Source organism: Streptomyces sp. NBC_01267, from assembly GCF_036241575.1.
GTDB lineage: Bacteria > Actinomycetota > Actinomycetes > Streptomycetales > Streptomycetaceae > Streptomyces.
Map to the genome: position 1 here is coordinate 2,500,996 of NZ_CP108455.1, position 21,569 is coordinate 2,522,564.

General features: G+C 73.2%; 13 protein-coding genes. 9 read left to right on the plus strand and 4 right to left on the minus strand.

Annotation, left to right across the window (positions count from 1 at the left end; all coding sequences use genetic code 11):
* Positions 1-3: 3 nt before the first annotated feature.
* The 4 genes from OG709_RS11450 to OG709_RS11465 all read left to right on the plus strand — a co-directional run bounded on the left by OG709_RS11450 (position 4) and on the right by OG709_RS11465 (position 6,852).
* A complete protein-coding gene (locus OG709_RS11450) occupies positions 4-2,721 on the plus strand; it encodes a serine/threonine-protein kinase (protein WP_329165903.1) in 2,718 nt (905 codons plus the stop codon).
* Positions 2,722-2,725: 4 nt separating this feature from the next.
* Positions 2,726-4,018 (plus strand): PP2C family serine/threonine-protein phosphatase, encoded by a 1,293-nt coding sequence (locus OG709_RS11455; protein ID WP_250298469.1) that lies wholly within the window; start codon positions 2,726-2,728, stop codon positions 4,016-4,018.
* 81 nt (positions 4,019-4,099) lie between these two features.
* Entirely contained in the window at positions 4,100-5,479 is a 1,380-nt protein-coding gene (locus OG709_RS11460; protein WP_266643151.1) for a vWA domain-containing protein, read from the plus strand.
* Between the two features lie 119 nt (positions 5,480-5,598).
* Positions 5,599-6,852, plus strand: a complete 1,254-nt coding sequence (locus OG709_RS11465) for an FHA domain-containing protein (RefSeq protein WP_329165906.1) — start codon at positions 5,599-5,601, stop codon at positions 6,850-6,852.
* Here OG709_RS11465 and OG709_RS11470 read toward each other — a convergent pair.
* Positions 6,833-7,819, minus strand: coding sequence for a methyltransferase domain-containing protein (locus tag OG709_RS11470; RefSeq protein WP_266643149.1), 987 nt, complete (start codon positions 7,817-7,819; stop codon positions 6,833-6,835). The two genes, OG709_RS11465 and OG709_RS11470, sit on opposite strands and share 20 nt — an antisense overlap.
* Before the next feature lie 115 nt (positions 7,820-7,934).
* Between OG709_RS11470 and OG709_RS11475 the strand changes: the two genes are divergently transcribed.
* The 4 genes from OG709_RS11475 to OG709_RS11490 all read left to right on the plus strand — a co-directional run bounded on the left by OG709_RS11475 (position 7,935) and on the right by OG709_RS11490 (position 15,640).
* Positions 7,935-8,339, plus strand: coding sequence for a globin (locus tag OG709_RS11475; protein ID WP_250298473.1), 405 nt, complete (start codon positions 7,935-7,937; stop codon positions 8,337-8,339).
* A 191-nt stretch (positions 8,340-8,530) separates the two neighbouring features.
* On the plus strand, positions 8,531-11,842 hold the full coding sequence (locus OG709_RS11480) for an FtsX-like permease family protein (protein WP_329165909.1): 3,312 nt from the start codon (positions 8,531-8,533) through the stop codon (positions 11,840-11,842).
* 1 nt (position 11,843) lies between these two features.
* A complete protein-coding gene (locus tag OG709_RS11485; protein ID WP_250298475.1) occupies positions 11,844-14,579 on the plus strand; it encodes an ABC transporter permease in 2,736 nt (911 codons plus the stop codon).
* Positions 14,576-15,640, plus strand: coding sequence for an ABC transporter ATP-binding protein (locus OG709_RS11490; RefSeq protein WP_266643145.1), 1,065 nt, complete (start codon positions 14,576-14,578; stop codon positions 15,638-15,640). The genes OG709_RS11485 and OG709_RS11490 overlap by 4 nt, the downstream gene beginning before the upstream one ends.
* A gap of 117 nt (positions 15,641-15,757) precedes the next feature.
* Here the strand turns inward: OG709_RS11490 and OG709_RS11495 are convergent, their stop codons facing one another.
* The gene (locus OG709_RS11495) at positions 15,758-17,047 is read right to left on the minus strand and encodes an ROK family transcriptional regulator (protein ID WP_250298477.1); all 1,290 of its coding nucleotides are present in this window, start codon (positions 17,045-17,047) and stop codon (positions 15,758-15,760) included.
* A gap of 270 nt (positions 17,048-17,317) precedes the next feature.
* Between OG709_RS11495 and OG709_RS11500 the strand changes: the two genes are divergently transcribed.
* Positions 17,318-20,347 carry an alpha-N-acetylglucosaminidase TIM-barrel domain-containing protein gene (locus OG709_RS11500; RefSeq protein WP_329165917.1) on the plus strand — a complete coding sequence of 1,010 codons (3,030 nt, stop codon included), beginning with the start codon at positions 17,318-17,320 and terminating at the stop codon, positions 20,345-20,347.
* 46 nt (positions 20,348-20,393) lie between these two features.
* Here the strand turns inward: OG709_RS11500 and OG709_RS11505 are convergent, their stop codons facing one another.
* Positions 20,394-21,149 carry a hypothetical protein gene (locus tag OG709_RS11505; RefSeq protein ID WP_250298479.1) on the minus strand — a complete coding sequence of 252 codons (756 nt, stop codon included), beginning with the start codon at positions 21,147-21,149 and terminating at the stop codon, positions 20,394-20,396.
* On the minus strand, positions 21,146-21,568 hold the full coding sequence (locus tag OG709_RS11510; RefSeq protein WP_266643141.1) for an acyl-CoA thioesterase: 423 nt from the start codon (positions 21,566-21,568) through the stop codon (positions 21,146-21,148). Before OG709_RS11510 ends, OG709_RS11505 begins: the two co-directional genes overlap by 4 nt.
* Between the last annotated feature and the right edge of the window lies 1 nt (position 21,569).

Consider the following 21,569-nt stretch of genomic DNA (forward strand, 5'->3'; position numbering starts at 1 on the left):
GGGATGAGCGAGCAGCAGAAGTGCCAGCGGCCCCAGTGCGAGGGCAGCTACGAGGACATGGGCGGCGGCGAGCTGTACTGCGACACCTGCGGCCTCGCCCCGGTGGTGTCGGCCTCGGGGTCCTCCCCGTCCGAACACGGCCGGGGACCCGGCGACGGGATGGTCAGCTCACCGCCGACCGGGATCGCCGGTGGCGGCCGGGGCAGCAACAGCGCTTCCGCGCGCAGTGGTTCGGGGGCCTCGTCGCGGGCGTCCTCGCGGTCCTCCTCCCGCTCGTCGACGTCACGCAGGTCGGTTTCGGGGCGGCTGTCCCGGGCGGTGTCGGGCCAGGCCTCGGGCCGTTCGGTCTCGGTGCGCAGCTCCGGAGCCTCGGCGAGCGCGTCGGGCCGCAACCGGCTGGGAGCGGGACTGGTCTCGATCCCGGACGTGCCGCGCCCGGACCCGCAGTCCGCGGTGATGCAGCACGCGGAGGTCCCCGAGCGGAAGCGGTTCTGCTCGCGCTCCGACTGCGGGGCCCCGGTGGGACGTTCGCGCGGTGCGCGGCCGGGCCGGACCGAGGGGTTCTGTACCAAGTGCGGCCACCCGTACTCCTTCGTACCGAAGCTGAACACCGGCGACATCGTGCACGGCCAGTACGAGGTCATGGGCTGTCTGGCCCACGGCGGTCTGGGCTGGGTCTATCTGGCCGTCGACAGGGCGGTCTCCGACCGCTGGGTGGTGCTCAAGGGCCTGCTGGACACCGGTGACCAGGACGCCATGGCCGCGGCGATCTCGGAGCGGCGCTTCCTCGCCGAGATCGAGCACTCCAACATCGTGCGGATCTACAACTTCGTCGAGCACCTGGATCAGCGCACCGGCTCCATGGACGGCTACATAGTCATGGAGTACGTGGGCGGCAAGTCGCTCAAGGAGATCGCCAACGAACGGCGCGGGGCAGCCGGGCGACGCGATCCGCTGCCGGTCGAGCAGGCCTGCGCGTACGGAATCGAGGCCCTGGAGGCGCTGGGGCATCTGCACAGCCGCAATCTGCTGTACTGCGACTTCAAGGTCGACAACGCGATCCAGCAGCAGGACCAGCTGAAGCTCATCGACATGGGCGCGGTACGCAGGATGGACGACGACGAGTCGGCCATCTACGGCACGGTCGGCTACCAGGCACCGGAGGTGGCGGAGGCCGGGCCCTCGATCGCCTCCGACCTCTACACGGTGGCGCGCACGCTCGCGGTGCTGACCTTCGACTTCCAGGGCTACACGAATGTGTTCGTGGACAGCCTCCCCGACCCGGACAACATCGAGGTCTTCCGGAAGTACGAGTCCTTCTACCGGCTGCTCGTCCGGGCCACGGACCCGGATCCGGCGCGCAGGTTCGCTTCGGCCACGGAGATGGCCGAGCAGCTCACCGGTGTGCTGCGCGAGGTCGTCGCGGTCCAGACGGGCCGGCCGCGGCCCTCGCTGTCGACCCTGTTCGGGCCCGAGGTCCGGGTCACCGACACCACGCTGTTCGCCGAGTTGACGGAGGACGTGTCGCTGTTCGGGGCACGCCAACTGCCCCCCGGCCGGCGTCGGACCGGGCGCGGCGGCAGGACCGGCGCACCCGCCGCGGTCACCGGCGCCCCGTACGGCGCGGGGGCCGGACCGGGCAGCCCGGCCGGCGGGTACGCGTCCGCCACGGCGGGCGGTCCCGCACAGCCCGGTCTCCCTGCGCAGCCCGGTGTCCCCGCACAGCCCGGTCTCCCCGCGCAGCGACCGCCGGAGTCCGCCGCACCGGCGACCGGGGCCCCGGCCCAGGCGTTCCTCGCCGGGATCGATGCGCGCGCCACCGCGCTGGCGCTGCCGGTTCCGCGCGTGGACCCGAACGACCCCAACGCCGGTTTCCTGGCGGGCCTGATGGCCTCCGCTCCCGGCGAGGTGATCGCCGCCCTGGAGGCCGCGCCCGGTGAGTCCCTGGAGCGGAGCCTGCGTCAGGTGCGGGCCCGGCTGGACAACCAGGACTCGTACACCGCAGTCGAGTTGATCATGGCTCTGGAGACGGACCACCCCGACGACTGGCGGGTGGTCTGGTACCGCGGGGTGGCCTCGCTCGTCACCGGCGACCGGGAGACCGCCGCGCTCTCCTTCGACGCGATCTACGACGCGTTCCCCGGTGAGCCCGCGCCCAAGCTGGCGCTCGGTGTCTGCGCCGAACTGCTCGGCCAGCTGGACAACGCGGCGGAGTACTACCGCCTCGTGTGGACGACCGATCCGAGCTACGTCAGCGCCGCCTTCGGGCTGGCCAGGGTGCAGCTCGCGGCCGGTGACCGGACCGGCGCCGTACGCACCCTGGAGTCGGTGCCCGAGGCGTCCATCCACTACACGGCGGCCCGCGTCGCCACGGTGCGGGCGCGGCTGCGGCGCCGGGCGGCGACCGACCCGCTGGTGGACGACCTGCGGGCAGCCGCGGGCCAGGTGGCGGCGCTCCAGCAGTTCGGGCTCGACGCGGTACGCCGCGAGCGGCTCGCCATCGAAGTACTGGGCACGGCCCTGGACTGGGTACTCTCCGGAGGCCGGGGCGGCCAGGTGGTGGAGTCCACCACCCTGCTCGGCAGCCCACTCGACGAGCGGGGCCTGCGCTTCGGTCTCGAACGCTCGTACCGGGTACTCGCCCGGCTCGCCCAGCGTGGCGAGGAAAGGATCGACCTGGTGGAGCGGGCCAACCGTTTCCGCCCCCGGACGTGGGTGTGAATTGATGTCCCAGACGAACCTGGCCGCCTGCCCCAGCTGCGAGGAGCCGCTGGAGCCGGGCGACTTGTTCTGCGGCGCGTGCGGATACGACCTGTCGGCCGTGCCCGAACCGCCGGACGACCGGCCCGCGTCGGCCGTCGGCGGTACCGGCCCCGCGCCGGGTGTGGCCTGGCCGGACGCCGCGGAGGGGACCGGCACGGGCGAACCCGCCCCCGTACAGACGGCGGGCGATGTGCCCGGTGTGGCGTCGGACGGGAGCGAACTGCCCCCGGTCGTACGGTTCGACGGGCCTCCCTCGCCCGCGGAGTACGCGCTGCCCGCCCCGGACCCCGCAGCGGCAGCCGCCGCGTCCGCCCCGCCCGAGGGCACCAAGGTCTGTGTCGCCTGCCGCACCGGCCGGATCGACGACGACGGCTACTGCGAGAACTGCGGCCATGCGCAACCCCGTGAGCGGGACCACATGGAGGAGGAGCTGGACGCGGTCGCCGCGGTGAGCGACCGCGGACTGCGCCACCACCGCAACGAGGACGCGTTCGCGGTGTCCTCGGCGGCGCTGCCCGACGGTTCACCGGCCGTCGTCGCAGTCGTCTGTGACGGGGTGTCCTCGGCGACCCGCCCCGACGAGGCGTCGGCCGCCGCAGCCGCCGCGGCCAAGGACGCGCTGCAGACCTCCCTGCCCGCGGGCGTGCACCCGCAGCAGGCGCTGCACGAGGCGATCCTCGCCTCGTCAGAAGCGGTCAACTCACTGGCTGCCGGGCCCGACCGGGCCATGGAGCACGGCCCGCACCACCATCAGAACGCCCCGGCGTGCACCCTGGTCGCCGCCATCGTGGCGGGCGGGCTGCTCGTCGTCGGCTGGGTCGGGGACAGCCGTGTCTACTGGGTGCCCGACGACCGGACGGCACATCCGTCCCGGCTCACCGAGGACGACTCCTGGGCCGCGCAGATGGTGGCGACGGGGCTGATGAGCGAGGCGCAGGCGTACGCCGACGAGCGCGCCCACGCCATCACGGGCTGGCTCGGCGCCGACGCGTACGAACTGGAGCCGCACACCGCTTCCTTCAAGCCGGACCGGCCGGGAGTGGTGGTGGTGTGCTCCGACGGCCTGTGGAACTACGCGGAGTCGGCGGAGGAAATGACACAGGTCGTTCCGGCCGACGCGAGCGTCCGGCCGCTGCACTGCGCACAGGTGCTCGTCGGCCACGCGCTCGACGGTGGGGGCCACGACAACGTAACAGTGGCCGTTGTGCCGTTCCGCGTGCCCGCACAAGGGGCAGGATCCGCCTGCACGGCGTGAAGAGGGCTTACATACGTGCACTTGTTGTGATTGCCGTTCATTTGTTGTGATTGCCGCGTTGTTCGTCAAGGAGCCGATCAGATGGCCAACTTCTCCAAGTCCAACGTGCCGCAATTCTCGGTCGACGTGTACCAGAACGAGTTCCTGCCGGAGGGCGGGCGCGACGTCAACGCGATCGTCACGGTCACCTCGACCGGGGGCGGCACCAGCGGCGGCACCCTCACCGGGCCGGGCGTTCCGTCCCCCCGGCTGCCGGGGCAGGCGCCGGGTTCCGCCGTGGTGATCATGGTGGACTGCTCGGGTTCGATGGACTACCCGCCGACGAAGATGCGCAACGCCCGCGACGCGACGGCCTCGGCCATCGACGCGCTGCGTGACGGCACCGCGTTCTCCGTGGTGGCGGGGACCCATGTGGCCAAGGACATCTATCCGGGCAACGGCCGTCTGGCCACCGCTGATCCGCAGACCCGCGCCCAGGCCAAGGAAGCGCTGCGCAGGCTGAGTGCGGGCGGCGGTACGGCGATCGGCACCTGGCTGCGGCTCGCCGACCGGCTGCTGAACTCCGCGGACGGCCCGTACGACGCGGCGGGCGTGCCGCCGATCCGGCACGGCATCCTGCTGACCGACGGCCGCAACGAACACGAGTCGCCCGAGGACCTGCGGGCGGCGCTCGACGCCGGGGCGGGCCGGTTCACCTGTGACGCCCGCGGGGTCGGCACGGACTGGGAGGTCAAGGAGGTCACCGCCATCGCCTCGGCGCTGCTCGGGACGGCCGACATCGTGGCCGATCCGGCGGGCCTGGCCGCGGACTTCACGCAGATGATGGAGAACGCGATGGGCAAGGAGATCGCGGACGTGGCGCTGCGCCTCTGGACACCCGTCGGCGTGGAGATCAAGTTCGTCAAGCAAGTGGCGCCCCGGGTGGAGCAGTTGACGGACCGTCGCACGGAGGTGGGACCGCGGGCCGGGGACTATCCGACCGGCTCGTGGGGCGACGAGTCCCGCGACTACCACGTGTGTGTGCAGGTCCCCGAGGCGGGCATCGGCCAGGAGATGCTCGCCGCCCGCGTCTCGCTCGTGCTGCCCGACCCGTCCGGCGGCGCCCCGCAGACCCTGTCGCAGGGGCTGGTGCGGGCGGTGTGGACGGACGACATGGTGGCGTCCACCTCCATCAACCCGCAGGTGGCTCACTACACCGGCCAGGCCGAACTGGCACAAGTCATTCAACAGGGCCTTGATGCCCGCAAGTCCGGCAATCTGGACGGCGCCACGGCCAAGCTCGGCCGCGCGGTACAGCTGGCGGCGGTCTCGGGCAACCAGGACACCGCGAAGCTGCTCGCGAAGGTGGTGGACGTCGTCGACGAAGCGACCGGTACTGTGCGACTGAAGGCAAAGGTCGCGGAGGCGGACGAGATGACCCTCGAAACGCGCTCCACGAAGACAGTTCGCGTGAAGAAGTAGAAGCAGAAGAAGTAAGAGAAGCAGCGAGAAGTAGCCGCTGCTGCAACAGGTGCAGCAGAAGCAGCAGAAGTAACATTTTGCGGCCTTCGGGCCGGATGAGGAGAGGGGGAAGCGACTCCATGCCGACCTGCCCGAACGGACACCAGTCGGGATCCGACGACTGGTGCGAGGTCTGCGGCCACCGCATGGGCGCCGTGCCGCCGCCTCCCCCTCCGCCCCCGCCGTACGCGGGACCCGGCGGACCCCAGCAGCCGCCCCCGCCGCCGCAGGGAGGGAATCCGGCCGCCGCTTACGGCTACCCGCCGGACCCCACGGCCCAGGCGGAGATCTGCCCGCAGTGCCGTACGCCGCGCGAGGCCGGTGCGCCGTTCTGCGAGGAGTGCCGGTGGAACTTCCTCACCAGCACCGCGACGTCGTACACCCCGGTCGCCCCGAATCTGCCGCCGGGCTTCCAGTCCCAGCAGCAGCCGCCGCGGCCTCCGGACGCGTTCGACTACCAGAGCTCGCGGCCCTCGCAGGTGAACCGCCCCGCCGAGCCGCTGACGAACGACCCGTCCCGGCGGCAGGGTCCTCCGCCGCCGACTCCGTACCAGCAGCAGCCGGGCCCTCCGCCACCGCCGTCGTTCGCCCAGCCGCCGCGCGCGCCACAGGCTCCCCAGCAGCCCCAGCAACCTCAGCAGCCGAGCGCGGACGACTGGCTGCTGCCCCCGCCGTCCCAGGCACAGCCGCCGCAGGGGCCGCCCCGGCCACAGCCCCAGGGTCCCGGACCGCAGGGTCCCGGACCGCAGGGGGGCGGTCCCCAAGGCCCCGGTCAGCACGGTCCCGGCCCCCAAGGCCCCGGTCAGCACGGTCCCGGCCCCCAAGGCCCCGGTCAGCACGGTCCCGGTCAGCACGGTCCCGGTCAGCCCGGTCCTCAGCACCCGCCGCAGGCCCAGCAGCAGCCGCAGGCTCCACAGCCGCCGCAGCCGCAGAGCTGGTCCGCCACCGTCGGTCCGGACCGTGAGTACTTCATGGCGATGATGCAGCGCAGCGGCCCCGAGGCCACCGGCCTGAATCTGCCCGCCTACTCCCCGGAGCAGCAGCTTCCGCTCACCGGCAACCAGATCACCATCGGCCGCCGCAGGCACTCCACGGGCGAGTCCCCCGACATCGATCTGGCCGTCCCCCCGGAGGATCCCGGGGTCTCGCACCAGCACGCGGTCCTGGTCCAGCAGCCCGACGGCTCCTGGGCCGTGGTCGACCAGAACTCCACCAACGGCACCACGGTCAACGGCGCCGAGGACCCGATCCCGCCCTACGTACCGATCCCGCTCGAAGAGGGCGACCGGGTGCACGTGGGTGCCTGGACCACCATCACGATCCACCGGGCCTGACGGCCGGCAACCGGGAAGCGGGGGGTACGAGCGGCCAGGCGTACGGCCCTTCGGGGTCGTCCAGCCAGGCCCATTCGTGCCCCCCGCTGACCGTCACCCCGTACCGCTCCCGCGCGGGGCGCTCCTCCCGTTCCCAGAGGGAGAACGCCTCGACCGGGTCCAGGCTGCCCGCGGTCAGTGTGAGCAGGAAGCGGAAGAGTCCGTTCTCCAGCACGCTGGGCGGCAGTCCTCCACTACGCAGCGGCGGCTCGTCGCCCCCGCCGCCCCGCAGCGGCACGAAGTAGGCGGGCGTGTCCAGGAACCGCCCCTGCGCGTACTCCGTGTCCTGCACCTCCAGCACGATCAGCCCGGTCGACAGCGGCGCGAGGATCCGCGCCCCCGGCCTGCACTGCGCGAGCCAGGCGCCGGGCACGGACTGGAGCGTGCAGGTGGCGATGATCCGGTCGAAGGGGGCCTGCGCCGGGCAGCCCCGGGCCCCGTCGCCGGTGACGACGGCCGGTGCGTACCCGGCGGCCTCCAGGTGACCGCGGGCCGATTCGGTGATCTCCGGATCGAGGTCGACGGTCGTGACCAGAGAATCTCCCAGCCGATGGGCCAGCAGAGCGGCGTTGTACCCGCTGCCCGCACCGATCTCCAGGACGGCGTTCCCGTCCCGCACGTCCAGTTCGTCGAGCATCCGCGCCATCAGCGAGGGCTGGCTGCTGGACGACACCAGCTCGCCGTCCCGGACGCGGATGGCCAGCGGCTGGTCGGTGTAGACCCCCTCCAGCCAGCGTCTGCGCCGCTCCGGGTCCGGGTCCTCGCTCCAGAGCCGCTCGCGGCGCCACAAGCCGTCCGCGAAGTAGTACGGCACGAAGAGGTGTCTCGGCACCTCTTCGAACGCCCTGCGCCAGGCCGGATCCGCCAGAGCACCGCCCTCCGCGATCTCCCGCACCAGCGCCGCCCGCAATTCCCGGTCTGCGCCCATATCTCCACTGTGCTGCGTGCGGGGCCGGGAGGCGAACGGTCACGGTGCCCGGCGAGGATCGGCGGCGGGTCCTAGGACCACCGGCCTCCGTCGCTCCGTCTGAGACCATGGAGGGGTGACAGAGATCCCGCGCGGCACGCTTCAGGAGCAGACCTTCTACGAGCAGGTCGGCGGCGAGGAGACCTTCCGGCGACTGGTTCACCACTTCTATCAGGGCGTCGCCGGCGATCCCACGCTGCGCCCCATGTACCCGGAGGAGGACCTCGGCCCGGCCGAGGAGCGGCTCGTGCTGTTCCTGATGCAGTACTGGGGCGGCCCCCGCACCTACAGCGACAACCGCGGCCACCCCAGGCTGCGGATGCGTCACGCCCCCTTCAAGGTCGACCGGGCCGCCCACGACGCCTGGCTGAAGCACATGCGGGCGGCGGTCGACGAGCTGGGCCTGGCCGAGGAGCACGAGCAGCAGCTGTGGAAGTACCTCACGTACGCGGCGGCTTCGATGGTCAACAGCGACGGCTGACCGCGGCCACCCCACCGGGCCTGCGAAGAGTGACCGCCGACTGACCTCTGCGTCACCGGAATTACGGAATCCGGTGCCCTGTACCCGGAATCCGGTCACAATCCAATGAAGGTGGCCCCTCAGGCGTTTTCCCGTCCGCCCGCCCTCTGACAGCATCCGGAAAGGTTCGGGGGCGGGATCGGGGGAGCAGGGTGACGGGGTTCGTCTTTCTGCGGGTGCGGGCGCACCGGCTGCTGTTGGCAGCCGCGTTGCTGGCCGTCCTGCTGACCACTTCGGTGCTGGCCACCCTCACCGTTTTCTCCGGCTCCATCGGCGACGCCGGGCTGCGCCACTCGCTGCTCACCCGCGACGCCACGCGCGCCACCCTGGTCGTCCGGGCCCAAGTGCCGCCCGGCCAGGAGCAGTCGGCGGCCACCGCGGTGCGCAAGCACGCCGAGCGGACCTTCGACGGGCTGCCCGTCACCGTGCGCACGCTCGACGGGTCGGGGCCGTACGCGCTCCCCCGCAGCGTCCAGGAGCCCGCCGCCCGCAGCGGGGACCCGGACCTCACGCTCTTCGCCGCGATCGACCGCTCGCGGGTGCGGCTCTCCTCGGGGGCCTGGCCGCGGGCCACCGGCAGCGGTCCCGTCGAGGTCGCGCTGCCCGAGGTCGCCGCCAAACAGCTCGGGCTGCGGACCGGGGCGAGGCTCACACTCGACGACCGGCTGCACACCACCAAGAAGGTCGCCGTCCGTGTGACCGGCGTGTACCGGCCGGCCGACCGGACCGATCCGTACTGGCAGCTGGACGGGCTGGGCGGGCGCGGCATGCGGACCGTCGACTTCACCACGTACGGCCCGCTGCTCACCGACCCCGCCGTCTTCACCGCCGGGCGGGTCACCTCCAGTGAGACCTCCTGGCTGGCCGCGGGCGACTTCCGGAAGATCACCACCAGCCGGATCGGCGCCCTGACCAAGGCCGCGCGGAGCGGCCCCGAGGCAGTCGGCGCCGACCCGGCCCTGGGCGGCCAGGCGACCGCGTCCACCGCGCTTCCCGAGGTGCTCGACCAGGCAGGGCGGGCCCTGCTGGTGGCCCGCTCCACGCTGCTGATCGTCGCGTTGCAGCTGGTGCTGCTCGCCGCGTACACGCTCCTGCTGGTGGCCCGGCTGCTCAGCACCGAACGGGCGGGCGAGACCGAGCTGCTGCGGGCCCGTGGCGGCTCCCGGCAGCGGATCGCCGCGCTCGCCGCGCTGGAGGCGCTGCTGCTCGCGGTGCCCGCCGCGGTCTGCGGCCCGCTGCTCGCCGGTCCGCTGACCCGGCTGCTCGCCGGGCAGGGCGCGCTGGCGCGGGTCGGGCTGCGGCTCGACTCCGGCGCCACCGGCTCCGTGTGGCTGGTGGCCGCGGCGGTCGCGCTGGGCTGCGCGGCTGCCGTCATCGCGCCCGCGCTCTCCGCGGGCCGGTCACGGCGCGGCCGGGCGAACGTGCTGCCCGCGCCGGTACGGGCCGGGGCCGATATCGCCCTGCTGGTCGTCGCGGGCGTCGCGTACTGGCAGCTGGACCGGCAGACCTCGGGCAGCGGAGCGCTCGGCGGTGACCGGCAGGGAAAACTCGGTATCGACCCGCTGCTGGTGGCGGCCCCCGCGCTGGCGCTGCTCGCGGGCACCGTCCTGACGCTCCGGCTGCTGCCGCCCGCTGCCCGGCTCGCCGAGCGCCGCGCGGCCGGTGGCCGGGGGCTGCCCGCCGCCCTCGCGGGCTGGCAGTTCAGCCGCCGTCCGGCGCGGAACGCGGGCCCGGTGCTGCTGCTCGTCCTCGCCGTGTCGATGGGCATCCTGGCCGTGGGCCAGGGCGCCTCGTGGCAGCGTTCGCAGGCCGACCAGGCGGATTTCCGGGCGGGCGCCCCGATCCGGGTGCTCGGCTCCCGTACGGATCCGCTCGGCCAGGCCGGTACGTACAGCTCACTGCCCGGCGTACGCGATGTGGCGCCCGTCTCCCGTTCGTCCATGGAGCTCTCCGGGAACCGGACGGCGACGGTACTGGCCGTGGACGCCGCTCATGCCCCGGACCGGCTGATGCTCAGGGGCGACCTCGCCGACGAGCCGGCGTCCGGGCTGCTCAAGAACATCACCCCGCCCGCCACGGCCAGGCCGGGTGTGCTGCTGCCCGCCGACACCGGGCAGTTGGCGCTGGGGCTGCGCCTCACCTCCGACGGCGCCCCGCACGGCAGGTCCCCGGCAGGGCTGAGCACCGCGGTGACCGCGATCGTCGAGGACCGCTTCGGGCTGCCCTACCGGCTGCAGATCGGTGATCTGCCGGCCGACGGGCGTCGTCACACGCTCACCCTGGACCTGCTGAAGGCGGCCGACGCGCCCGAGGGGAAGCCCGCAGGGCCGTTCGCCCTGACCGGTCTGGAGACCGACCTCCCGCAGCCGGTCACCGGCGAGACCCACCGGCTCTCGGTGGACGGGCTGCGGGCGGTGCGGGCCGGTGGCGGGGCGCAACCGGTCGCCGTCCCCGGCGCCGCGCACTGGCAGGGGGTGCTGTCGGTGGCCGGAGCGACGATGCCGGAGCCGGACGAGAAGCTGCGGCCCGCCGCTTCGGCGGACGGCCCGCTGACCGTCAGCTACTGGACGGGCGCACTGGACGATCCGAACGACGAGTTCCTGCAGACCCCCGAGGTCACGCTGCGGCTCACGGTGGTGCGTCCGCACCCCGGGCAGCTCAAGGCCGTGGCGACGGACCGGTTCCTGAAGTCCGCAGCCGCCCGGACCGGGGACAGCGTGGACGTACCGCTGGGCGGCGAGACGCTCAAGGTGCGGATCGTGAAGTCGGTCCGCGACCTGCCGACGACCGGCGCGGGAGCCGTGGACGGATCGGGCGAAGCCCTCGGCGGGGCGCTGCTGGTCGATCTGCGCGCCGTCAACGACGTGCTCGCCGTGGGATCGGACGGCATCGCGACGCCCACCGAGTGGTGGCTGTCGACCGAGCCGGGCAAGGAGGCGCGGGTCGCCGCGGCGCTGCGGAACCGGCCGGACGTCGACCCGGAACAGATCGTGGCCCGCGACGACATCGCCGACGAGCTGGTGGGCGATCCGCTGGGGGCGGGGCCGCAGTCGGCGCTGGCCGCTGCCGCGATGGTCGCCGCAGCACTCGCCGCGGTCGGCTTCGCGGTCGGCGCCGTCGGCTCGCTGCGCGAACGGGGCCAGGAATTCTCGTTGTTGCGCGCGCTGGGTGCCCCGCGCCGTCAGCTGGCGCGGCTGATCGCCGTCGAGCAGGGCGTGCTGCTCGCACTCGCACTGCTGGTGGGGCTGGTGCTGGGCACGGTACTGACCAGAGCGGTGGTCCCGCTGATCGTGCTGACCGGGCAGGCCGCCCAACCGGTGCCCCGCGTCCTGGTGGAACTGCCGGCCGGGCGGATCGCTCTTCTGCTGGCGGGGATCGTGGCCGTCCCGCTGCTGGTCGTCGCCGCCATCGCGCTGCGCCGCGGCGACCCGGCGAGGGACATGCGCCACCAGGGAGGCAACTGACATGCGCGCACGAGGCGTTGGGCGGGCCGTCGCCCCCTGGGTCAGGACCCGGCTGCGCACCGCACCGGGTGGAGCCGCCGCGCTCGCCGTGCTGGTGCTGCTGACGGCCTGCCTGGCCGCCGCGTTCCCGCGCGCCGTGGACACGTACGAGGACGACGGGCTGCGCTCCGCGGTGGCCTCGGCCGGGCCCGACCGCAGCGCCCTGCGGGTGAGCGCGCCGCCGCCGGGAGTGCTGACCGCCCCCGCCGAACGGGACCGCATCCTGCGCCCCGCCTCGCTGGCCGGCCTGGACCGGGACGTCCGTGCGCGCATCCCGGCCGAACTGGCCGTGGACCGCGCCCAGTCGTCGTACGGCTTCCACACCACCGAGCCGCTGGAGACCCTGGACAGCTGGCTGCCGCGCCCCTACGGACTCCCCGCGAAGGTCACCGTCACCGACCAGTCCGACCTCGCCCGGCACGCGAAGGTCGTCGCGGGGCGGCTGCCGAGGACGAACGGCCAGGTGTCCGCGGCCACCCGTGAGGTGGAGGCCGCCGTCACGCCGGAGACCGCGAAGAGCCTGCACATCGAGGTGGGTTCGGTGGTGCACTCGCAGGCCGTACCGAGCGGCACGGTGGCCTTCCGGATCACCGGGTTCGTGCGCCCGCTGCGCCCGTCCGGCAGCTACTGGTCGGTGAATCCGGTGCTGCGCACCCCGGAGCTGGACCTGAAGCCGGGCAACGACCCGGTGCCGCCCAAGTTCTGGCAGGGCGGTCTGCTGCTCGCGCCGGGGGCCGCGCCCGTCCTCCAGTCGACGCCGGGCAACCCGGAGTTGTACTGGAACCTGGCACCCGTCTCCACCCATCTCACCGCCCGCCGGCTGGCCGCTCTGACCTCGGCCGTCGCCTACGTGGAGGGCGGCCCCGGCCTGCTGAAGCTGCGCGACACGGTGGACGATGCCACGGAGGCGTCCACCGATCTGGACGACATCCTCCACGCGTACACGCTGACGCGCTCCACCATCGGCCCGGTGATCGCCGTCGCGGCCTTCGGGACCGGGACGGTCGCCGCCGTGGTGCTGCTGATGGCGGGCGGGCTCGCCACCTCGCGCCGCCGGGCGGAGCTGTCGCTGCTGCGCTCCCGGGGCGCCTCGCTGCGCGGCATCGGGGGGCGGCTGTGCGCGGAGACGGCCGTGGTGGCGTTGCCCGCCGCCGCGCTCGGTCTCGGGGTCGCCGTCCTCGCCCTGCCGGACGCCCGGCTGTGGCCCGCGCTGACCGGCGCCGGAGCGGTCGCCGTGGCCGCCTGCCTGACGCTGCCGCTGCGCGCGGTCGTGGCGCACCGCAGGCCCCAGCTGAACGCGGGCCGGGACGACGTCGTACGCGCGCGGCCGTCCCGGCGGCGCACGGTCGCCGAACTCACCCTGCTCGTCCTGGCCGTCGGCGCGGTCGTCGCCCTGCGCCGGCGGGGCACCGGAGGCGCCGACGAGCTGGTCAGCGCGGCCCCGGTGCTGGTCGGGGTCGTGGCGGCGCTGGTGCTCGTACGGCTGTATCCGCTGCCGCTGCGCCTGCTGGCCGGTCCCGCGGGACGGCTGCGCGGCCCGGTCGGCTTCCTGTCGCTGGCCCGCGCCGGACGTTCGTCGGCGGGCGGCGCCCTGCCGCTGCTCGCCCTGCTGACGGCGCTGACGACGGCGGCCTTCGGCGGCTCGGTGCTGGCCGGGATCGCGCACGCACGCGACCAGGCGGCCCTGCTGTCGACCGGCGCGGACGCGCGGGTGACGGGTGAGGGGCTGCTGCCCGGCGGGCTGGCCGCGAAGGTCGCGGCCGTGCCCGGCGTACGGTCCGTGGCGCCGGTCCGTATCGAGTACGACGTGGCCGTGCCGGGCGACGGGAAGCCCGTACCGGTCCTGGGTGTGACCCCGGACGCCTACGCGGCGCTCGCCCGCTCCACCGGCATCGGGCCCTTCCGCGCCGACCTGTTGAAGCGCCCGGACCGCTCCGCGCCGCTGCCGGTGATCGTCTCGCCGGGCACGGCCGCACGGCTCGGCACCCGGCCGCGCGAACTGGTCGTCGCCGGGTACCACATCACCGTGCGGGTGGCGGCGGTCGACCGGCGCACCCCGGTGCTGCCGGACGGCGATTTCATGGTGCTCGATCTGGCCGGTCTCGGCAGGCGGGTGCCGACCACACTGATGGTCAGCGGCCCGTCCCTCGACGCGAAGGCCCTGCGGAGCGTGGTGCGTACCGCGCAGGAGCAGGCGTACGTACAGGTGCGTACCGAGGTGCGGGCGAAGTACTCCGACTCCCCGATGCAGTCCGGCGCTTCGCGGATCTACCGGGCGGCGGTCGGCGCCGGGGCGGGGTACGCGGCGCTCGCGCTGCTGCTGTCGCTGCTGCGTACGGCTCCCGAGCGGGCCGCGCTGCTGGCCAGGCTGCGCACGATGGGGCTCACCCGGGGGCAGGGCCGCAGGCTGCTGGTCCTGGAGGCGCTGCCGCACGCGCTGCTCGCGGCGGCGGGCGGGGCGCTCACCGGCTGGGCGTCGGTGCGGCTGCTGGCGGCGGGCGTCGATCTGAGCGGACTCGCCCTGGCGTCCGACGGGGCTTCCGCGGCGGGCGGCGTACAACTACGGGCAGACGTCTGGTCGTTGGTGCTTCCGGCGGCCGGGGTGGTGCTGCTCGCGGCCGGGGTGGCGGCGTCGCAGGCCTGGTGGACCGGGCGCAAGGGATCGATCAGCGAACTCAGGGCAGGAGACGCGCGATGACGGGAACATCCACCGGATCTTCCACCGGGCCGTCCGGTGGGCCTTCCACCGGAGCTTCGAAGGGAGCCGTCGGTTCCGCCGTCGGTTCCGCCGTCGGTTCCGGCGCCGCGGCCTCCCCCGGCGCGTCCGGTGGGACGACGCTCGCCGAGCTGGAGCGGCGGGCCGCGGCCCGGCGGGACCGGCCCGGTTACGGCCATGACGCGCTGATCGCCTGCGACCGGCTGGTCCGGATCTTCAGTACGGACGGGGTGGAGGTCCAGGCCCTCCAGGGCCTCGATCTGCTGGTAACCGAGGGCGAGTTGATGGCCCTGGTCGGCGCGTCGGGCAGCGGCAAGTCGACGCTGATGAACATCCTGGCGGGCCTCGACGTGCCGACCGCGGGTGCGGCGGCCGTCGCGGGCTGCGACCTGCTCACCATGGACGCGCGGGCGCGGCTGCGCTACCGCCGTGACGTGGTGGGGTTCGTGTGGCAGCAGACGGCGCGCAATCTGCTGCCGTATCTCACCGCCGTCCAGAACGTGGCGCTGCCGATGCAGCTGCGCGGCCGTTCCAGGAAGAAGGCCGAACGCGCGGAGCGGCTGCTGACGATGCTGGAGGTCGCGCACTGCCGCGACCGCCGCCCGCAGCAGATGTCCGGCGGGGAGCAGCAGCGGGTGGCCATCGCGGTGGCTCTCGCCAACGAGCCGTCGGTCCTGCTGGCGGACGAGCCGACGGGCGAGCTGGACTCGCACACCGCCGAGCAGATCTTCGCCGCGTTCCGCAAGGCCAACGAGGAGCTGGGCACGACGATCGTGATCGTCACCCATGACCAGGCGGTGGCGAGCGAGGTACGGCGGACGGTCGCGATCCGCGACGGGCGCACGTCGACGGAGGTGCTGCGCCGCACCCAGGTGGACGCGGCGACCGGCGAGGAGTCGGTGGTGGCCCGCGAGTACGCGATGCTGGACCGCGCGGGGCGGCTCCAGCTCCCCGCCGAGTACACCGAGACGCTGGCGATGCGGGACCGGGTGGCGCTGGAGCTGGAGCAGGACCACATCGGGGTGTGGCCGGACACCCTGTGAGCCGAACACCCTGTGAGCCGGACAGCTTGTGAGCCGGACAGCTTGTGAGCCGGGTGCCCCGTGAGCCGGACACCCCATCGACCGAGCGCCCCGTGAGCCGCGCACCTCGCATGAGGTCTACTTCTCGAACGCGCCCCGGTCCCACCGCGCCTGGACCTCGTCGAGCGCGCGGCGGATGCCCCCGGTGGCCACGGAGCGCGCGCCGAGCGCGGACAGTTCCAGCCGTGGAGCGGTCAGCAGCCGGGGCCGCAGCCGCCGTTCGATGGCAGCCAGCAGCGGCGCGCCGCACTGCGAGACGCCACCGCCGATGACGATCAGGTCCGGGTCGAGTACGAGCGCGGCGACGGCGATCCCCCGCGCGAACCGGCCCGCCACGCGTTCGACGGTCCGGGTGACCGCCGCGTTGTCGCCCCGGGAGGCCGCCGCGAAGAACGTACCGGCGTTGACCGTCTGGTCGGGGGTGGTCAGCGCGCGGCGCAACTCCTCGTCGCCCGCGCGCTCCGCCTCGGACACCGCCAGCTCGACGATGGCGGCGGCCCCGACGAGCCGCTCGAAGGCGCCCATCCGCTCCCCCTCCCCCTCGCCCTCGTTCCCGCCCGCGCCGGACCGGGGCACCGGCGGCTCGTCCGCATCCGGCGGCATGGCCAGATCGACGAAGCCCAGCTCGCCCGCGCCGGAGGCGCCGCCCCGGTGGAGCTTCCCGTCGATGACGATGCCGAGACCGATGCGCGCGCCCCACTGGACGAAGACGGAGTGCCGGGTCCCGGCCGCCACTCCGGTCCAACTCTCCGCCAGCGCACTGAGGTTGGCCTCGTTGTCCAGGTAGACCGGGCAGTCGAACCCCGCACGGATCTCCTGGCCCACCGAGAGGCCCGCCCAGCCGTGGATGCTCGGCGCGAGGGTCACGGTGCCCTCGGCCTCGTCGACGATGCCGGGCGTGCCCACCCCGACCGACCAGATGTCGGACCGCCGCAGTCCGGCCCGCTCCAGCGCCTCGTCGGTGCAGCGGGTGATCGCCGCGAGGACATCGGCCGCGGCCCAGGAGCCCGACCCCTTCTCGACCTTGTGATCGGCCACGGCCCGGCCCGCGAGATCGGCCACGCACACCCGTACGTTGTGCGGACCCGCGTCGATGCCCAGCACATGGCCCCGCTCGGCGCAGAAACGCACCCGCTGGGCCGGACGTCCCAGCCGGCGTTCGGGCTGGTCGGACTCGGCGACCTCCTGGAGCCAGCCCGCCTCGGTCAGTGAGGCCACCGCGCGGGCGACGGCGGGGCGGGACAGCCCGGTGCTCTCCATCAGTTCGGACAGCCGCAGGGATGCGGCGACCCGCAGCTGTTCGAGCACCACCCGCTCATTGATCCGCCGGAGAACGTGCGGCCCGGTGGCCGCTTCGCTGGACGTCAACTCTGCCCCCTTGGCAGGAACAACCTCATAACAGGAACAACCTCATCGCAGGCACAACCTCATCGCAGGAACGACCTCGTGACAGGAACGACCAACCTCATGGCAGGCACAACCTCTTGACAGGGACACCCCGGTGAACCATCTTAACGAACCGTCCGTTAGTAACTCTCCCCCGTCACAAGGCTCTTGCCCCATCTGCTCCTCCCCCATCTCTCTTCCTGCCAGCGGCACCACCAGGGCCCGCTGGACCCCGCAGAATCGAGGGTTCTCATGCGTCCCTTCCGAACCGCCGCCGTCGGCGGGCTCGGGCTGGCCCTTGTGGTCGGCATGTTCGGCAGCGGCCCGGCAACGGCATCCGCCGCCGCACCGGCCCGGCCCGACCGCCCCGCGTTCTCCACCGCCGCCGCGCGGGGCGTGGTCGACCGGATGATCCCCGGCTGGTCGTCGAAGATCGAACTGGGCACCCTCGCCCCCGCGCCGTCGGGCAAGGAGCAGTACCGGATCGGCCGCGACAAGGGCGAGGTGCTGATATCCGGGAGCTCACCGAGCGCGCTGCTCAACGGCGTGGGCCAGTACCTCAAGTACACCGCGCACCGCGACACCTCCTGGTCGTCGGACGCCTCGGCCGAACCCCTGGCCGTGAAGGGGAGGCCCCCGCTTCCCGCGTCGACCGTCACCCGTACGGCCAATGTCTCGCACCGGGTCCTCTCCAACGACACCGCCGACGGCTACACCAACGCCTACTGGGACTGGGACCGTTGGCAGCGTGAGATCGACGTGGCGGCGCTGCACGGCATCAACGAGTTCTTCATGCCGGTGGGCATGGAGGCGGTGTACCAGCAGACGATGCGTCAGTTCGGTTACTCGGAAGCCGAGATGCGGGCCTGGATCCCGATGCCCGCGCACCAGCCGTGGTGGCTGCTCCAGAACATGTCCAACTTCACCTCGGACCAGGAGAGCCAGGCGCTGATCGACTCCCGTGCCGCGCTCGGCCGGAAGATCGCCGACCGGATGCGCACGATGGGGATGGAGCCGGTCTTCCCGGGCTACTTCGGTACGGTCCCCTCCGGCTTCGTCGCGAAGAACCCCGGAGCGGCGGTCGTCCCGCAGGGAGACTGGAGCGGCACCCGGCGGCCGGACTGGCTCGACCCGCGCACGGCGGTGTTCGGCAAGGTGGCGGCGGCCTTCTACCGCTCCCAGAAGCAGCTCTTCGGTGACACCGGCGCCTTCAAGATGGACCTGCTGCACGAGGGCGGGAAGGCGGGCACGGTCCCGGTGGGCGACGCCGCGAAGGCGGTGCAGAGCGCACTGGACCTGGCCCACCCGGACGCCACCTGGGTGATACTCGGCTGGCAGAGCAATCCGGGAGCGGCGCTGCTCAGCGGGGTCGACCGGTCGCGGATGCTCATCGTCGACGGCCTGACGGACCGGTACGCCGACTCCGACGCGACAGCCGACCCGAACAAGCTCTTCGGCGGCACCCCGTACGCGTTCGGAGCGATCTGGAACTTCGGCGGCCACACGACGCTCGGCGCGAACACCGGCGTCTGGAACAAGCGGTTCTTCGCCCAGCTGGACCGGCCCGGTACCGCGCTGGACGGCATCGCCGTACTTCCTGAGGCCAATGACAACAACGACGCCGCGTTCGAGTTCCTGACCGAGCTGGCCTGGCAGCCCGCCGCGCCCGACCAGGCCCAGTGGTTCAGCCGGTTCGCCGACGCGCGTTACGGGGCCGATCCGCACGCCGAGGCCGCCTGGAAGATCATCTCCGGTACCGCGTACTCCCTTCCCGCGGACGGCTGGAGCGAGGCCCAGGACGGACTCTTCGGCGCCGCGCCGAGCCTGACCACGACCAACGCCGCGGCCTGGTCGCCGGACGCCATGCGCTACGACCCGGTCGCCTTCGAACGGGCCCTGGACGAACTGCTGCAGGTCTCCCCCGCGCTGCGCGGGAACGCGCTCTACCAGTACGACGTCGTCGACGTGGCCCGGCAGGTCCTCTCCAACCGCAGCCGGTCCTGGCTTCCGCAGATCATGGCCGCGTACGACGCCAAGGACCGACCGCTGCTGAAGAAGCTCTCCCAGCAGTGGCTGGGCTCGATGAGCACCCTGGACGCCCTGCTCGGCTCACGCCCGGAGTTCCAGCTCGGCGGGTGGCTGAAGTACGGCTCGGACGCCGCCACCACTCCCGCTGACAAGGCGGCCGTCCAGCGGGACATGCGGTCGCTCATCACCAACTGGGGCGGCCGTTCGGGCGTGGACGCCGGACTGGGCGACTACGCGAACCGCGAGTGGTCCGGGCTGGTCGGGGACTACTACCTCGGCCGCTGGCAGCAGTACTTCCGGTCGCTGGACACCGCGCTGGCCCAGGGCACCGCTCCGGCCGCCATCGACTGGTACACGGTCGGGGAGGACTGGATCGCGAAGAGGACGCCGCTGCCCGCCACCCCGTCCGGAGACCCGGTCCGGCTGGCGACCGCGCTGCGGGACCAGCTCCGCAAGGACGGTCTGGCCGACCGGGTGACACTCAAGACGGCCAGCCCCTACCTGGACCCGGCCAAGCCGCTCACGGTGACGGCGACGGTCCGCAACGGCAACGGGCTGACGTCCACCGACCGGGTCAGCGCGGTGCTGACACCGCCCGCGGGCGTACGGCTGACGACCCCCGCCACCGTGACCACCGGCCGGATCGCCCCCGGCAAGTCGGCCACGCTCAGCTGGACGGTCCGCGCGGACAGCGCGCCGACCACCCCGACGGTCCGTCTGCGCGCCGCCGTGTCCGTCACCCACGCGGGCAGCACGACGGCAGCGGTCGCCGGCGTCGACACCCCGGTGGCCGCCGCGCCGAAGGCCGGTACCGACTATCTGAGCGATCTGCCGTTCATCGACGCGCAGGGCGGATACGGGCCCTGGGAACGGGACACGAGCAACGGTGAGGAAGCCCCCGGCGACGGCCACACCCTGACCATGCTCGGGACCACCTACGCCAAGGGCCTCGGCACCAACTCGGACGCGACGGTGACGTTCTACCTCGGCGGTCAGTGCTCGTCCTTCTCCATGACGGCGGGCATCGACGACGACATGCGCGGCGCGGACAAGGATCCGCGGGTCACCGTCTCGGTGCTCGGCGACGTCACGTCGCTGGGCCGCAGCGGGGAGTTGAACAGGACGGCCCCGCTCTGGCAGCCCACCGTGGACATCACCGGCGTCCAGCTGCTGACCCTGCGGGTCGACAAGGTGAAGGACGTCAACTGGTACGACCACACCGACCTCGCCGACGCGAAGGTGGTCTGCGCGTGACGCCCCGGCCCCACCTGTAGCACCCGCGAACCGTACGGCCGCCCGCTCACGCCGGGGTGACGCTCAGCCCTCCCAGGGCCGACGCGCTCCGGACGGCGGTCGAGCCGTACGGGGTACGCAGCCGCAGCCAGGAACCCGCGCCGAACAGCGCGAACGGCTCGTCCCGCCCGGTCTCCACGGGGCGCTCCGGTACGGCGACCCGTACCGGGCGGAGGAACCCGAGCGACTGGGCGGCGTGCAGCGCACGGACCGGCAGCCCGGTGTCGCCGACCGGCCGGGACCAGATCTCCCGCCCGATCCGGTCGAGTTCTGCGCGGGTGCGCAGCTCGGCGGTCAACGCCTCGGTACGGGTGCGGAATTCGGCCACCACGGCCGCGACCGCGGCGCGCAGCGCGTCGGGCGACGGCAGCCCCGGGAGCTGCTGCCAGCCCCCGCGCGGCGGCAGCACACCGGCCCACGGCGGCCCGGTGACCGCGCCCGGGACCGTGGCGGTACCGCCCGACTCGTCGACGGACTCCAGGAGTTCACCGGCGGAGACGGTGACGTCCAGTTCGACCGGGATCGCCAGCCGGGCCGTACGGACGGCCAGCACCTCGAAGGAGGGCGGGCGGCCGAAGACCGCCAGCCCGTGCTCCGTACCGCTGCCTGCCGTACCGCTGCCTGCCGTACTCCTGCCCGTGCCGCCGTCGGCCCGCGCCTGCAAGCGCACCGCGGCGGCCCGGTCGTAGTGGATCAGCCGGGCCAGGAAGGCGGCGAGATCCGCCGCCTCCCCCGCGTCGGCGAAGGCCAGGCGCGCCGTCATGCGGCGAGCGTTCCCGGCTCGTCCAGGTACCCCTGGAGGTAGGACTTCTCCTCGGCGGTGATCCGCCGCGGACGCTGCGCCTCCAGGTTGTACGGGACGACGATCGTCGACGCCCTGACGTACACCTGGTCCGGGTCCTTCACCTCGTAGGCGATGGTCAGCGAGGCAGCGCCGATCTTCGTCACCCAGGACTCGACGGTCACCGGCTCGTGCCGGTGGACCAGCGGACGCACGTAGTCGATCTCGTGCCGGGCCACCACGGACCCGCCGGAGAACGACGGCGAGCCGTCCCCCGGCGCCAGCCGGAACATGAAGTCGATCCGCGCCTCTTCCAGGTACCGCAGGAAGACGACGTTGTTGACGTGCCCGAAGGCGTCCATGTCCGACCAGCGCAGGGGGCAGGAGTAGATGTGCCGCACG

Coding starts and splice junctions, on each gene's coding strand:
- OG709_RS11455 (WP_250298469.1), top strand. CDS start 2,726: ATGTCCCAGACGAACCTGGCCGCCTGCCCCAGCTGCGAGGAGCCGCTG.
- OG709_RS11470 (WP_266643149.1), bottom strand. CDS start 7,819: ATGGGCGCAGACCGGGAATTGCGGGCGGCGCTGGTGCGGGAGATCGCG.
- OG709_RS11505 (WP_250298479.1), bottom strand. CDS start 21,149: ATGACGGCGCGCCTGGCCTTCGCCGACGCGGGGGAGGCGGCGGATCTC.
- OG709_RS11490 (WP_266643145.1), top strand. CDS start 14,576: ATGACGGGAACATCCACCGGATCTTCCACCGGGCCGTCCGGTGGGCCT.
- OG709_RS11460 (WP_266643151.1), top strand. CDS start 4,100: ATGGCCAACTTCTCCAAGTCCAACGTGCCGCAATTCTCGGTCGACGTG.
- OG709_RS11485 (WP_250298475.1), top strand. CDS start 11,844: ATGCGCGCACGAGGCGTTGGGCGGGCCGTCGCCCCCTGGGTCAGGACC.
- OG709_RS11450 (WP_329165903.1), top strand. CDS start 4: ATGAGCGAGCAGCAGAAGTGCCAGCGGCCCCAGTGCGAGGGCAGCTAC.
- OG709_RS11465 (WP_329165906.1), top strand. CDS start 5,599: ATGCCGACCTGCCCGAACGGACACCAGTCGGGATCCGACGACTGGTGC.
- OG709_RS11500 (WP_329165917.1), top strand. CDS start 17,318: ATGCGTCCCTTCCGAACCGCCGCCGTCGGCGGGCTCGGGCTGGCCCTT.